Here is a 14386-nt window from a genome sequence, read left to right on the forward strand (position 1 = left end):
GGCGCCCGTCCTGTGGCGTCTTGATGCTGACGCCGCTTGGCACGCCCTTTTATCGTAGTCGCGACGCCCCCGTCCCCCAAGGGGACTTTCCCTGATACCTGAACGAATCCCCTCGTCGGAACCGAAGCTTTCTTCGAGTGCCCGCCCAGCGAGCCACCCACGAATCCCCCTATAATCGAACGATCGTTCGCGAAATTAGCCCACTGAAAATTGGGCGTCGACGCAATGGCGCCGCCCGCCGAACGTCCTGCTCGAGGAGACTTCATGGCCCTTCCCAAGATTCTGCAAAACCTGGCGCTGCCCGTCGTGGCGTCGCCGATGTTCATCGTGAGTTACCCGGAGCTGGTGCTTGCGCAGTGCAAGGCCGGCATCGTTGGCTCGTTCCCCGCGCTCAATGCGCGCGAGCCGCAAATTCTCGAAGACTGGCTCTCACGCATTACCGAAGAACTCGCCGCGTATCAGGCGGCGAATCCAGGCGCCGTCGTGGGTCCGCTCGCGGTCAATCAGATCGTGCACCAGTCGAATCAGCGGCTCGAACACGACGTGCGTGTGTGTGTGGAGCATCGCGTGCCGATCTTCATCACCAGCCTGCGCGCGCCGCCCAAGGAAGTGCTCGACGCGGTGCACAGCTATGGCGGCATCGTGCTGCACGACGTGATCAATCTGCGTCATGCGAACAAGGCGCTCGAAGCGGGGGTGGATGGGCTGATCCTCGTCGCTGCCGGGGCGGGGGGCCACGCGGGCATGCTCTCGCCGTTCGCGCTGGTGGGCGAGGTGCGCAAGATCTTCGACGGCCCCATTGTGCTCTCCGGCTCGATCGCCAACGGCGGATCGATTCTCGCCGCCCAGGCCATGGGCGCCGATCTCGCCTATATCGGCACGCGGTTTATCGCCTCGTCGGAAGCCAACGCGAGCGATACGTACAAACAGGCGATCGTCGACGCGAGTGCCAACGACATCATCTATACGAACCTCTTCACCGGCGTGTCGGGCAACTACATCCGCCAGAGCATTCTGAATGCGGGCCTCGACCCCGATGACCTGCCCACGGCCGACAAGAGCTCCATGAACTTCTCCAAGGCGAAGGCGTGGAAGGACATCTGGGGTGCCGGTCAGGGGGTGGGATTGATGGATGACGTGCGCCCCGCGGCCGAGATCATCGCGCGTCTGAAGCAGGAGTACGACGACACGCGCAAACGACTGGCCGGCTGACATCACACCGCTCGCGCCGGACGACTCATGGTTCCGGCGCGGCGTTTGACAGCGACTCGGCTGCCACGGCTTCAACTCCGGGCGCCTCCGCTCACCTCGGCTCACCCCCGCTCGCGTCTGCGCCCCGCGCTCGCGTCCGCTCGTCTCCACTCATCTCCGCTCGCGGCCTCCGCCCCCCTCGCTACGGGCCTCCCCTTCGTCACACGTCCCAGCCTCGCCGCCCTTCGTGACTACCGCGGCTCCCCGATGCCGGGCCTGACAACCGGACGCGCCGACGGTCCGTCGCACCATGGCTTCACATCGTCGATTCGCTGCGATGCGCCGAAATCAACAGTGTGCTCAGCCGAAGCGCAAACCCGCCTTGTCGGGCAATGGCAGTCTTCGCCAATGGTTGCCGAGTCCGCTTTGTGTCGGCGCTTGAAAACACCTTCACCTTTTTGTCAGGAGGCAATGCCATGCGATCTTCGCCGCACTGTCGCGCGATTTGCTCGCCCCCTCGCTACCAGGCCACCAACGCCGTGCCGTCTCGCGAAACATCGACAATCACGCCGCCAGACTTCCCGCACGCGTTGCGCGGCACACGGAATTCCCGCAAACGCGGCGGTGGCGATGCAGCAGCGCAGCACCGTGCCAGTCCGCCTGCGACGTCGGCCGCCAGCCCTTGGTCTGCGGCCTTCGCTGTGATGCTGGTCGCCAATCTCATGGCTCCGCGCGCGCACGCCACACCGATGCTTCCTCGCCGCACGCACGGATATCCGGGTACGGATGATGCAGTCGTCAACACCACGGCGATGCCTTCAGACGGGCAAGCGGCTGTCCCACGCGATGTCGACAGATTTCCGCTCGCCGCGCCGCTGATCAAATCACACTACACGTTGCGCGAATTTCTCCGGGCCGTGGCCACCGCGAGTGCCCCATTCCGGCATCTCGGCAGGACAATAGGCGACGCCTACGCCGCCGTGACCGGCAACGAAATGGATCCGCCAACGATCGAGACCGCGCAGCGCATCGGCGGCGTCGTGGACGCGGCCACGGGACTGATCCCGGAAGTCCAACTGAGTCGGCTACCCGGCCAATTCGCCGATCTGGCCGCCGACGTGCTCGACGGCAGGCCGCCGTCAACATCGAAGCTGGCCGACTTTCTGCAATACGGCGATCCACGCGCAATGGGGCCCCACGTGCCGATACGGCAGGCTTCCGCACCAGCGCAACCGGTGTTGCTCAGGCGTGCCCCGATGCATGAGTCGGCGTCGACACACGGCATCGATGCCGACGCGCCGGTCGCCCCCGCGGCCGAGGACGACGGACTCGATCCGCCGCCCAACGCACTGCCTGAACACAGCATGAAGATTGTCGACGCGTCGGCCTCCAACGCCGAAAGTGTCGACATCGATCAAGGATCGCGCATCGAAGGCGAGCAAGAATATCTTCAGGGATACGAACAATTGTTGTCGCAGGAGATCATCCCGAACGGGCCGCGGCGTCAACTGATGACGATCAACGGTCGCCACTATCTCGGCGGCGAATCTGGCTATTACCACGTAACGCCCGGGCAGCACGCGGGTGACTGGCTGATCAACGCGCCACGCGGCACCCGCGCACAAGTGCCGGTGACCTACGACGCGCAGACCGGCAAGTGGCGCGCAAGCGCCCCGTTGCGCCTGTGCGGCGGTGGATGCGGGCCGAGCCGGGCATCCACGCCCGACAGCGTCGCCATGAGCAAGAACGACGTCGCCGACGCGATACGCCACATTGCTGATGCCGACGTGCGGCGCGCAATATTACAGGCCTACAGCGACCTGGCGGACTTGCACCTGATGCGAACGAACCGTGAGGACCTGCGCCCACTGCGCGACAACTCGATCATTGCGCATCGCCGCATCCTGGTGCCGCAGTTGATGCGCATCGATCCGCAAGCCACATTGTTCGAGCAACAACGCGAGGCCGCGCTGATCACCGCGATCCACTACGACAACTACTCGGACTATCGCATCCCTGAGCTCAGCTCGGAGGCTTTCTGCCAGGAGAACGCCGAGATTCTCTTCCACTATCTCCTGACCCGAGGCGTTCCCAGTCACCATATCCGCATGATCACCGTCCAGCCGAAGGGTCGGCCGCAGCATGTCATGGTGCTCTATTCGGAATCGGATCAATTCATCGATCTGCTCGATCTGTCCACGCCGCAACCGCCAGTGCGAGGCCATGTCGATGGCATCACCGGCGATCGATTCACGGCCGCCGTGTTCCTGACGCGCGACACCACCGTGCTACTCGACCCTTGGAGCCGACTCAAGGCATCGTCGTTCCGGCACGCCAACGACGTCGAGGCGTTGCTGGGCATGCTGGACATCTCGCTCGCGGATGCCGGTCACCGTCCCGGCCAGCCTTACACGGTGTCGGTAACGCGACCGTACCCGACGCCGCGCGAGCGCGCCTCGGCCGCCAAGGGCAGCGCCGTCAGCATGGGAACCCCAGGAAGTGCCGTGAATTCGGAGAGTGTGTGGCTACGGTTCGGCGCCGCTCGTCGAACCCCATCGATTCAAGCCGCTGGCAGTGCGGCTGGCACGCCGGTTTGATATCGGCCTGCGACGCGCCCCAATGCGCTCGCGAACGGCAATCGGTCGCACCCGAGCGCGTCTGCGAAGACACCCAGCCCTCTCAGACGCGCGCCAACGGTTCCGATTCGCGGGCCTCGCCTTGCCGCACTCGGCCCATCGATGTCCCTTCCCCTTGGAGGCGTACATGCCATTGGCTTCGCACTACCGCGACATGCGAGTCGCGCCATGCTACGGGCGGCCGCATGTACCGCGCGACCATGGGAACAAGCTTCGCGCGGCGTCCGGCTGGCCTCGCGGCTTTCGCGGTGCGCGTCTCGCGCGCGCCGAGACCGGCCTGTGGGCGCACGCGCCGCGCGAACCCGCAGCTCCCCTGCACTCACACGGCAGTCGCCTCCAGCCCGCCGCGCTCGCCCTCTTGCTGGTCGCCAATCTCGTGGCCCCTGTGGCCACGCGAGTGTCTGGGCGTGCGCATGGCGCACGCGACGGCGCCGCAGCGGACATCCTTCGGGGCGAAGCCCACATTGCCGACAAAAGCGGGCCTGCCAACCTTCCAGCCCCGTCGGTGCCCGCCGACACGATCCGCCGGCCCGTGAGGCACGCGTCAACCCTCAAATCCGACTACAGCCTTCACGACGTCCTGAGCGCCGTGGCCAGCGCGCGCGCCCCGTTCCACTATCTGTGGGAATCGATCGGTGACACCTACGAAATCCTGAGCGGCCGGCGGATGAATCCTCAGGTTCGCCGTGGCGTTCAACAAGGCGCCGATGTCCTGGACGTCGCTACCGCCGTGCTGCCCGGCGTGCGCTTGTTGCGACTCCCCGGCGATCTGGCAGACATTGCCGACGATGCACTAGAAGGCAAGTCGCCCGATCCCGGCAAGCTCGCTGGCTTTCTGCAATATGCCGACCCGCGCATGATGGGATCGGCGCGGCAGACGCACGGTGACTCACTCGCGCGGGAGAACGGCGAAGACGTCGACGTGGCAGATGCTGTGGAGGCTGTGGAGACGGTGGAGGTTGGGGAGGCGGCGGATGCAGTTGAGCCGATCGAGCCGATCGAGCCGGTTGATGCGGTCGAATCTGTTGATGCTGTTGATTCTGCTGATTCTGTTGATTCTGTTGATTCTGTTGATGCTGTTGATTCTGCTGATTCTGTTGATGCTGTTGATGCTGTTGATGCTGTTGATGCTGTTGATGCTGTTGATGCTGTTGATGCCATCGATGCCGTTGATTCTGTTGATGCGGTCGATCCGGAAAGCCTTGCGCGTGCGCCTATGCCTCTCGCCGAGCACCGCGCGATTGCGCCGGCGCGACGACCTCGGATCGTCGATGAACACGCCCATCTGAATGGCTATGCACAATTTCTGTCGATCGATCAACGCCCAAACGGCCAGACGTCGCCCCTCGTCCTCGTGGACGGTCGTCACTACCTGAGGGGCGAGGCGGGCTATTACCGGGTCAATCGCGGCATCAGCGCCGACCATTGGTTGATCGATGCGCCACCGGGCAGCGAGCACCGGGCACAGGTGCCGGTGACGTACGAATCGAGCACCGGCACCTGGCATGCGCACGCGCCACTGCGGCTATGCGGTGGCGGGTGTGGGCCGAGTCGCCCCGACGATCCCCCCGACAGCATCGCCAACAGTGTTGAAGATATCCTCACGACGATACGCCACGTGCCCGACGCGCACGCGCAGCGAGCGATTCAGAATGCCTTCACGGACTTGAGCGCCTTGCATTTGCGCAGAACGAATCGCGCCGATCTGCAATCCGGTCGCGACAATTCGATCATCAGTCACCGAATCGCCCTGCGTGGCGCCATGAGAAAGCGGATTGACCCGAACGCGCCGCTGATCAAGCAGCAGCGCATCGCGTCCACGATCACAGCGGCGCATTACGGGTGGCGCGACGCCGGCGAAGCGTTTTGTCAGGAAAACGCCGAAGTGCTCTTTCACAGTCTGCTTGAGCATGGCGTTTCGCGAGATCAGATTCGCATGATCACGATCAAACCGCACAGCAAGCCTTCGCATGTCGCCGTGCTTTACACCGATTCCGAAAGCTTCATCGCGTTGCTGGATCGCTCGACGCCACAACCGCCGTCTCCCCAGCATCCCGACGGCATCCGTCACGAGTTGTTTCAGGAGGCCGTCTACCTGACGCGCCACTCGACGGTGCTGCTCGATCCGTGGAGCAGGACGAAGGCCGTTTCATTTGCCAGCGCAACCAGCCAATACCACGCCGGCCGCATGATTCACCGGGCGCTTAACGATATCGGACACCTCCCTGGCACCCCCTACGTCGTTTCCGTCACGCGCCCGCTCGGCAGGCATCGAGCGAACCCGACAGGGCGAACGGAGCAGGGAAATCCGCAAGGCCCTGCCGGGCGATCCGACGCAGCAGCGTCACGTCCCTTGAGCGGCGGGGAACGTCACTTATCCGCAGATCGGAAATCCTCGCGTGCCGACGATTCCATGGCTTCGGATTGATACGCCACCCACGCTCCCTCTCGGGGGTGAGGCTGGCGTTCATCGCGAAGCCGCGCTTCGGCGTCTTTGTCTTGCATCCGCGTCTATGTGCGTTGCCCATATCTCGCGCGTGCCGCGCGTTTCGGTGATCGGCGTGCTCCGCCGATTGCCCCTCTGGAGGACTCCATGCCAATTAGTTCGCATCATCGTGCCATCCGTGTCGCACCATCTTATGGACTGCCGCTTGCGCACCCACAACGCGAGAGCGATTCGGGTGCCGCCTTGGGTTTGTCGCGTGCGTTTCACGGCGCGCGCTCCGGGCGGCCCGAGAACGGGCTGCCTGTCGCCGGGCATCCCTCGCGCGCTCACACCGGTCGGCCGACGCACGGCACGGCATGGCCCGCCGCGCTCGCGATCCTGCTGGTCGCCAATCTCGTCGCTCCCGCGGCAGGCGCAGTACCAAGACGCGCCCTTCCCGCCGACGGTCCCGACGAACCCGGCGCCGACATCGACTCGCCCTTCGATCCCGACGCACTGTCGTCGGCCAACACGACGGCATGGACCGCGCTCGATGACGTGGTCATCAGGCCGGTGGAACGCCCGTCGATCAAGTCGGATTACACCTTCCACGACTTCCTCAAAGCGGTGTCCGCGGCCCGCGCGCCGTTTCGCTATTTCGGCGAATCGGCGGGTGACGCCTACGAGATACTGAGTGGCGACGAAATCGATCCGCAGGTGCGGAGAAACGTTCGTCAAGGCGCCGAGGCGGTGGATCTCGCGACGGGACTGCTGCCCGGCGTGCCCATGTTGCGACTGCCCGGCGAACTGGCCGATATTGCCTGCGACGACCTCGAAGGCAAGGCTCCCGACGCGGAAAAAATCGCCGGATTCCTTCAGTATGGCGACCCACGTACCATGGGATCGGCGACGCAACTTCTCGGTGACGCATCGTCGCTGGCTCGCTCGCCGTCGGTGCCGAAACCGGCGGCCAAATCCCTGAAGCCGCGCGACGTCGACCTTATGCCCATCGAGCTGATGCACAACAGCCATGCCGCCGACGGTGCTCACGCCGTTGAGCCCGACGGAAAAGGCGACGTCCTTGGTGCCAGCGGCGACGTTGGCGCCGACGACACGGCAGAGGCCGAGCGTCTTGCCTTTGTACCGCGCGTCGCCGGTGCGCACGACCCGGCCATCCCGGCGCCGCCGGAAATCGTCGGCGAAGATGAATACCTGCGAGGGTACGCCCAGCCTTTGCCTGCCGATCAGCTACCCGCCGGCGCGCCGGCGCGCGTCGTTCTGGTCAACGGGCAGCACTACCTGAGGGGCGAAGCCGGTTACTACCTGGCTCGACGCGGTCTCAGTGACGATCACTGGCTGGTCGACGCCCCTAGGGACAGCGAGCGGCGCGCACAAGTGCCTGTGACCTACGACACAGACACCGGGCAATGGCACGCCCACGCCCCGTTGCGACTATGCGGTGGCGGATGCGGTTCGAGCCACATTGCCTATGCGCCCGACAGCATCGCCACCAGCTTCGAAGATATTGCGCATGCCATTCGCCACGTTCCCGACGAAAGCGCGCAGGAAGCGATTCAACTCGCATTTGCCGAACTGAGTGAGCTGCATCTGTTGCGGACGAATCGCGCAGACCTCCAGCCGATTCGCGACAATTCGATCATCGGCCATCGTACAGCGCTTCGCAGTGCCATGAGCAAGGAAATCGACCCGACCTTGCCGTTGCCCAAACAACAACGCAGCGCGGCAGAGATCACGTCAATGTATTACGAATGGAACTCCGCCGCCGAAGCCTTTTGCCAGGAGAACGCCGAGATTCTCTTCAATAGCCTGCTCACCAACGGCGTCTCGAAGGATGATGTTCGCATGATCACCTTCAAACCGAAAAACCGGCCGCCCCATGTCATGGTGCTTTATACGGAATCCGAACATTTTATCCAGCTGATGGATCGCTCGACACCGCATCGACCGAACCCGCAGTATCGCGACGGCATCAGTCAGGAATTTTTTCGGGAAGCCGCTTACTTGACGCGCCACTCGACGTTGCTGCTGGATCCATGGAGCACCACGAAAGCCATCTCGTTCGCCGGCGCCACGTCGCGCTACGACGCGGGCCGCATGATTAACCGGGCGCTCACCGATATCGGACATGTGCCGGGCACCCCCTACACCGTATCCCTCACGCGTCCACTGGGCATGCACCGTCCGACCCCGAGGAACTCGGTCGGACTGGAGAGTGCGGGGAGTTCGTCGGGGCAATCGGCATCTGCCAGCGGGAGCCAGGACTCTAGCTGGACATCGTTGAAAACCGCTTTGTCGCACGATACCGCGCCCGCGTCGTCAAACTGAGGCACGGGTCACACGCGAATATCCCGGATAACCCGCATTCGCATCCGGCACCGGCGCGTAGCTCGCGCCGGTGTTGCCGCTCGCTCAACCGCCCTTCAATACGTGTACACGCCACGCCCGGTCTTGCGTCCGAGATACCCGGCGGCGACCATCTCCTTGAGCAACGGGCACGGACGGTACTTCGAATCCGCATACGCTTCGTAGTAGACGTTCATCACCGACAGGCAAACGTCCAGACCGATCATGTCGGCGAGCGCCAGCGGTCCGATCGGATGATTGCAGCCGAGCTTCATGCCTTCGTCGATCTCTTCGGGCGAGGCCAGGTGCTCGGCCAGTACGAAGAATGCCTCGTTGATCATCGGCACCAGGATCCGGTTGACGACGAAGCCCGGCGCGTTCTTCACCGTGATCGGCGACTTGCCGAGCTGGCGCGCAAGGGCGTCCACGCGCGCGTGCGTCTCGTCGCTCGTCTGCAAGCCACGAATGATTTCCACGAGCGCCATCAGCGGCACAGGGTTGAAGAAGTGCATGCCGATGAACTGCGTCGGCTTGGCGACGACGGCGGCAAGCTGGGTAATCGAGATCGACGACGTGTTGGACGCGAGGATCGCACTGTCCTTTGTTTTGCCCTCGAGCTGCTTGAGGATCTTGACCTTCAGGTCGAAATTCTCGGTGGCCGCTTCGATCACGATGTCGGCATCGGCCAGCGAGGCGTAGTCGGTTGATGTGGTAATGCGCGCCAGCGCGGCTTGCTTGTCGGCGGCGGTGAGCTTGTCCTTCTTGATAAGGCGATCGAGGCTGCCGGCAATCGTCGCCACGCCTTTCTGTACAGCCGCATCGCTGATATCGACCATCGTCACCGGCAGGCCGGCCACCGCACAGGCCTGTGCAATGCCGTTGCCCATGGTGCCTGCGCCAATGATGCCTACGTGTTGAATCGTCATGTCGTCTCTACTCCGTTTGTGCTCGGGGGTGGCGGGAATACCGTCTTGCGCGGTGCACAAATCATAGCGCGGACCCGTCGATTCGGTGACACATGAAACCGCTCTGCGAAACGGCACTGGCACGGGCGTGTAACCGGCCGGGCGTTTCGGTGTCGGTGTTGGTGTCGTTGCAAGTGCAGATGCAGGTGCAGATGCAGGTGCAGGTGCAGGTGCAGGTGCGGGTGCGGGTGCGGGTGCGGGTGCGGGTGCGGGTGCGGGTGCGGGTGCGGGTGCGGGTGCGGGTGCGGGTGCGGGTATCGGTGCCAATGTCGGCATCGGCAAACAATGCCGTCGCTGGCGACTTAACGAACAAAGCGGGCAGACGCGCTCAATCGGCGTCTGCCCCCGTCGACGATTTCCTTCAGCACGCGTATCGAGTCCGCGTGCGCCGGGACGTCAGAACTTCATGCGAACGCCGCCGCCGAAGGTATCGCCGCCCGAGAGCGTGCTCACCTTGTCGTTCATGTAAGCGGCGTAGATGTCAGTGCGCTTCGAGAGCGGGTAGTCGTAGCCGAGTGCCCACGTCTTGCGGTTGACGTTGCTTGCGCCCGAACTCTTCGTATAGGCATACGACGCGAGCACGCTGCCATTGCCCAGCGGCACCGACACGCCGAGCTGGCCGCCGTTCTCCGACACACCGCCGCCTGTGATGTTGTTGCGGATGTATTGATACTGGCCGAACAACTTCACGACTTGCAGGTCGTACGTCGCGCCCAGTTGCACCGCCTGCTGGCTGCGGAAGCCCGTCATGCCGGCGAGGTCGTCCGGTTGCGAATCGTACTTCACCTGCTGATAGGCGACGGTCGCGGCGAACGGGCCGTTGAAATACAGCGCCGACGCGCTCCACTTGTTCTGTCCGGTTTCGCCGGCCTTGTTGCCGAACGCGTACGAGACGCTGCCCGACAGACCCTTGAAGTTAGGCGTCGTGTACATCACCGCGTTGCTCCAACCCGAGTCGCCCACGATGCCCTGACCGGCCTCGCCGATGAACGTGTGGAACACCATCGGGCTGAAGGTGTACGAATCGACGAACGGGTTGAAAAGGATCGTCGAGACGAAGTACGAGGTCGTGAGACGGCCGATCGTGACGGTGCCGGCCGTGTCCGACGACAATCCGACGTAGGCATTGCGCGAGAACATCGAGTCGCCCTGGAAGCGGCCGTACTGACCGTTCTGCGGACGGAAGAAGTCTTCCAGCACGAACACGGCCTTCAGGCCGCCACCGAGATCTTCGTTGCCCTTCATGCCCCAATACGACGTCGACATGCCGCCGCCGCCCTGCGTCCACGCGCGATCTCCGCCCGGGTTCTTGACCGCGCCCAGCCAGGCGTCGACCTGACCGTACAGCGTGACGTTCGACTGTGCGAATGCCGGTGCGCTCATGCACGCGCTCAATACGAGTGCCCCGCCAATGCCCTTGGCCATGCTCCGCTTCATTAACTTCTCCTTGGTTTCTGTCTTTTGTGTGCCCGTTCCCGGCTTGCGCGGGAGCAGCTGGCGCCCGCTGGCGAAGCGCCTCCCTGATAAACGGCCGTGATTCTCGCACAGGCCCGCCATGCGCAGACAGGCCGGAACATCGCGGCAAAATGCCCCCTCGTGAGGTGACCAGGAAATGGTGGAGAGACAAAAATCGGCCGACCATCCGCGCCACAATTAACCCCGGTATAACGGGATCCATATGTTCCCTATCTCAGCGGGTTAGCAACGACTCACATTCGCCGTGATATCAGGAATCTGTGGGGAGACAGCAAGCGCGACCCGGGGACGTCGATGGGCGACGGCGAGGGAATCCGATGTTGCACATGTGCAACACGCGCTCAGCCGAGAGACTTCGGAGGGGGAAAACGTGAAACGAGAGGCGCGGCGGCGCCAGGAGACACCGCGCGTGGCGACAAACGCACGGTGTGTCAGCGACCGCGACGGCCTCCGCCGCGTGGACCGCGCAGCTCGCCTTGCGGCGTGTACTGACGCTCACGCGGCTCCGCCGGCGCCGCCCAGTTAGGATAGGCCGCCTGTCCGCGGCCCCGATCGGCGCTGAAACGGCTAATGTCTTCCCGTAGCGACGCCTTGTTCACGTCGAGCATGTCTCGGCCGCGCCCACCCCCTGCCCAGGCAGGATAGGCGCACGCAAGCAGCAGCAGGAAACAGTAACGAAGTCGGGTACTCATCTGGATTCAGCCATCGCACCCGGCCCTAAGGTGGGGCCGGTGGCACGAGACGCGGGACGGCACCTGCGGGTTGCCTGTGCGCCATACGCCTCAAGAATGACTGTACCGGGTCGGTCGAACGAGCGTCGACCGAAAAAATGTTAACGCGTCACATGGTCTGCAACCGTTTGTAACGGCGGCGTCATCAGGGCGAGAGAGGCACCAAGAAGTGCTTCTCGCGGGACGGGATGCGCCCCCGCGTTACCCGTAAGGTGAAGGTATCCGACATCTGCGACCGCCAGGCGCGGCTTACTTCTCGATCTGCTTTTCGACGGACAGCGAGATCTCGCGCAGGCGCTCGCCGCGTGGCGTCATCAGATCCTGCGCCGTGACGGTGAAGTTCACCGGACGCGCAAACTTCCGGCTCGCGCTCTGCCATTCGGCCGGCAAACCGGCAGCGTTCGTCGTGGTCGTGCGCAGCGTGGTCACCCCACGGGTGCAGCGCGAGACCTGTGTGGCAAATCCCTGCGCCTCGCGCCGCAGATCCGCCGGCGTGATCTTCTGGTAATCCCAGACACACTCGTAGGTCGGTGCGAGGCCCTTCGCCCGGAACACCTTGCAATCGCCGCCCGGCACCGAGTAGGTGGCCTGATAGCTCTCACCGCGATCGCTTCTGGCCGCGAGCGGCCCGGAGATGTTGTCGAAACCGGTCTGCGCGCTCTTGGCCAGCATGAGGATGCCCTCGCACTGGTCGGCGGCGAAGGCCGACTGCGCCGCGCAGAGGCAGGCAAGCAGGGCCCATCGTTGTAGTGAATTCGTTGCCATCTTTGGAATGTTTGGCTGGAGTCTGGCCGCGTATCGCGCGATGGCGATGCGGGGGCCGCATGCCTGGCGATCACGTCGTGAATGGTGACATTAGACCCCAAAGTCGGCGCGGACGAAACCTTGGACACAGGAGGAATCCGGTGTCAGCTCGGGAGGCCTGTCCACAGAAGGGTTCGACTTTGGTGTTCCCTCATCCGAACAGTCGATTCGCTCGCGCGAGCGAGCGGCCTATACTCAAGGGGCAGTCAAACTGCATCGGCACGGCCGGGAATCGGAAACGGTTCAGTGCATGACGGCAATGCCTTCCGGTGCCAAGTCTGCTTGGCCCATACCATGCCGCGCCGGTACACGCGGCTGGCGACGCCCCGATGGGGCCTCAACCGGCGGCTCAGTCCGCCGGTTTTCATTAGTGCGGCTCGCGCGACACCTCCCCGCCGCCGCTCCAGAACGCCGCCACAGTCACATTTACCGTCACCGCCGCCCCAGCCCCAGCCGCCACCACCACAGCCACAGCCACCACGTCATCATGCCGACGGATTAGGCGAAAGTGCGGATTTCGCCCGCGGCTCGGCTCTGCAACTATCAAATCACAAGACCAATACTCGCCGGGCACGCAACTTCGGGAAGTCAACGGAGTGTTTGTGGATACCTGTACGTCATCGGCATTGCATGGCTTGCCGTGCGCGCGCGTCGCTGTTTGGTCCGCGGGGTGAACCATGGGCCACCCCAGCCTTCCCGGCAGTCTTCGTCCCGACGCCCCCGACCCTGACATTGCGTTGGCGCACGATCCGTCGTGTCTGATGGCATGCGTGCGCGGCCATGGCGGCACGCTGGCCCACGTGCTCGGCGCACTCGGCGTATTCCGCGCGCGGCATGGTCATTGGCCGCGCCGCCTCTACCTGTATCCCGAAACCCTCGCCGCACTCGTGCAGGATCTCACGCCGCTGGGCTTCTATCGCTGTCAGCAACGACTCGACATCGTGGCCGATCTGGAGCGCGATCTGTTCTGTGCGGACGAGCGTGGCAACGTGTCGATCTATCGCATACAAGCCGCGCCGGACCCGGCCAGCATTGATGCAGCCGCCATCTGGCTGGGCCTGTCGCCACCGACGACCGGCGGCCCGGACAACCCGAATGCCCCGGACGGCCCACCGCCGTCGCTCGCGACACCGAAGCCACCGCGCTGACAGAGACACACGAACGCGCAGGCGGCTGTCACGGAAATATCGCATTGCGTGGCTAGTCTGGCCTGCCGCCCCAGACCGGCCACTTCCTTTGACTGTTTGACCGCAACCGGACCCCGTCGCCTTGCGCGGGGCGATCTCACCTCCGCACCTTTTTCGTCGGAGAGATGCCATGAACCGACTCGCGATCGTTCTGGATGGTTTGATGCTGCTCTATCTCGCCGCGGCGACGGTCGTCGGCGTGCAATCGAGCGCCACCGACGGGCACGAGCTGCTCGCCAGCGTGCTTGGCGTGCTACTCGCGCTTTGCGTGCTGGCGCTGATTGCCGCCCCGTTCTATGTCTCGCTCGTCGTGCTCGTGGCGCAATCCGAGCGGCACCTGCGGCTGGCGACATGGCTGCATCGTGCGCTGCTCACGATCATGGTGGCGCTGACCCTCGTCTCGCTGCTCGCGCGCGACACGATCGAAGTCTCCGCGCCACTCTTCGCGCTGGTCGCGGGCGTGTGCATCGTCAATCTCGTGGCGCTCTCGCGACGGCGGAACCACTTCGAGGCCTTCCACCTCTTCGAGCATTGACGTCACGCCTTTTGGTCGCGCGCCATCGCTTCCCGTCGCGCGTCGTCGCTCGTCGCCGCTTATCACGCGTTG

General features: G+C 64.1%; 10 protein-coding genes. 6 read left to right on the top strand and 4 right to left on the bottom strand.

Annotation, left to right across the window (positions count from 1 at the left end; genetic code table 11):
• Positions 1–264 precede the first annotated feature (264 nt).
• The 4 genes from PEP31012_RS06750 to PEP31012_RS06775 all read left to right on the top strand — a co-directional run bounded on the left by PEP31012_RS06750 (position 265) and on the right by PEP31012_RS06775 (position 8598).
• Entirely contained in the window at positions 265–1212 is a 948-nt protein-coding gene (locus PEP31012_RS06750; protein ID WP_150588544.1) for an NAD(P)H-dependent flavin oxidoreductase, read from the top strand.
• Between the two features lie 455 nt (positions 1213–1667).
• The gene (locus PEP31012_RS06755; RefSeq protein ID WP_150588545.1) at positions 1668–3788 is read left to right on the top strand and encodes a hypothetical protein; all 2121 of its coding nucleotides are present in this window, start codon (positions 1668–1670) and stop codon (positions 3786–3788) included.
• Positions 3789–3954: 166 nt separating this feature from the next.
• Entirely contained in the window at positions 3955–6255 is a 2301-nt protein-coding gene (locus PEP31012_RS23605; RefSeq protein ID WP_174978141.1) for a hypothetical protein, read from the top strand.
• A gap of 165 nt (positions 6256–6420) precedes the next feature.
• Complete coding sequence (locus PEP31012_RS06775; protein ID WP_150588548.1) at positions 6421–8598, top strand: hypothetical protein; 2178 nt, start codon at positions 6421–6423, stop codon at positions 8596–8598.
• A gap of 95 nt (positions 8599–8693) precedes the next feature.
• On the opposite strand, the gene PEP31012_RS06780 is transcribed toward PEP31012_RS06775, so the two are convergent.
• The 4 genes from PEP31012_RS06780 to PEP31012_RS06795 form a co-directional block, all read right to left on the bottom strand.
• Positions 8694–9542 carry a 3-hydroxybutyryl-CoA dehydrogenase gene (locus PEP31012_RS06780; RefSeq protein ID WP_150588549.1) on the bottom strand — a complete coding sequence of 283 codons (849 nt, stop codon included), beginning with the start codon at positions 9540–9542 and terminating at the stop codon, positions 8694–8696.
• A 435-nt stretch (positions 9543–9977) separates the two neighbouring features.
• Positions 9978–11018, bottom strand: a complete 1041-nt coding sequence (locus PEP31012_RS06785; RefSeq protein WP_150588550.1) for a porin — start codon at positions 11016–11018, stop codon at positions 9978–9980.
• Between the two features lie 470 nt (positions 11019–11488).
• On the bottom strand, positions 11489–11749 hold the full coding sequence (locus tag PEP31012_RS06790) for a hypothetical protein (protein WP_150588551.1): 261 nt from the start codon (positions 11747–11749) through the stop codon (positions 11489–11491).
• Positions 11750–12037: 288 nt separating this feature from the next.
• A complete protein-coding gene (locus tag PEP31012_RS06795) occupies positions 12038–12553 on the bottom strand; it encodes a hypothetical protein (RefSeq protein ID WP_150588552.1) in 516 nt (171 codons plus the stop codon).
• Between the two features lie 716 nt (positions 12554–13269).
• Between PEP31012_RS06795 and PEP31012_RS06800 the strand changes: the two genes are divergently transcribed.
• Together PEP31012_RS06800 and PEP31012_RS06805 are read left to right on the top strand one after the other, a co-directional pair.
• Positions 13270–13740, top strand: coding sequence for a hypothetical protein (locus PEP31012_RS06800; protein ID WP_150588553.1), 471 nt, complete (start codon positions 13270–13272; stop codon positions 13738–13740).
• A 169-nt stretch (positions 13741–13909) separates the two neighbouring features.
• Positions 13910–14314, top strand: a complete 405-nt coding sequence (locus PEP31012_RS06805; RefSeq protein ID WP_150588554.1) for a hypothetical protein — start codon at positions 13910–13912, stop codon at positions 14312–14314.
• Positions 14315–14386 lie beyond the last annotated feature (72 nt).

Origin of the sequence: Pandoraea eparura (assembly GCF_902459725.1) — a bacterium.
Taxonomy (GTDB): Bacteria; Pseudomonadota; Gammaproteobacteria; order Burkholderiales; family Burkholderiaceae; genus Pandoraea; species Pandoraea eparura.

Coding starts and splice junctions, on each gene's coding strand:
- PEP31012_RS06750 (WP_150588544.1), top strand. CDS start 265: ATGGCCCTTCCCAAGATTCTGCAAAACCTGGCGCTGCCCGTCGTGGCG.
- PEP31012_RS06755 (WP_150588545.1), top strand. CDS start 1,668: ATGCGATCTTCGCCGCACTGTCGCGCGATTTGCTCGCCCCCTCGCTAC.
- PEP31012_RS23605 (WP_174978141.1), top strand. CDS start 3,955: ATGCCATTGGCTTCGCACTACCGCGACATGCGAGTCGCGCCATGCTAC.
- PEP31012_RS06775 (WP_150588548.1), top strand. CDS start 6,421: ATGCCAATTAGTTCGCATCATCGTGCCATCCGTGTCGCACCATCTTAT.
- PEP31012_RS06780 (WP_150588549.1), bottom strand. CDS start 9,542: ATGACGATTCAACACGTAGGCATCATTGGCGCAGGCACCATGGGCAAC.
- PEP31012_RS06785 (WP_150588550.1), bottom strand. CDS start 11,018: ATGAAGCGGAGCATGGCCAAGGGCATTGGCGGGGCACTCGTATTGAGC.
- PEP31012_RS06790 (WP_150588551.1), bottom strand. CDS start 11,749: ATGAGTACCCGACTTCGTTACTGTTTCCTGCTGCTGCTTGCGTGCGCC.
- PEP31012_RS06795 (WP_150588552.1), bottom strand. CDS start 12,553: ATGGCAACGAATTCACTACAACGATGGGCCCTGCTTGCCTGCCTCTGC.
- PEP31012_RS06800 (WP_150588553.1), top strand. CDS start 13,270: ATGGGCCACCCCAGCCTTCCCGGCAGTCTTCGTCCCGACGCCCCCGAC.
- PEP31012_RS06805 (WP_150588554.1), top strand. CDS start 13,910: ATGAACCGACTCGCGATCGTTCTGGATGGTTTGATGCTGCTCTATCTC.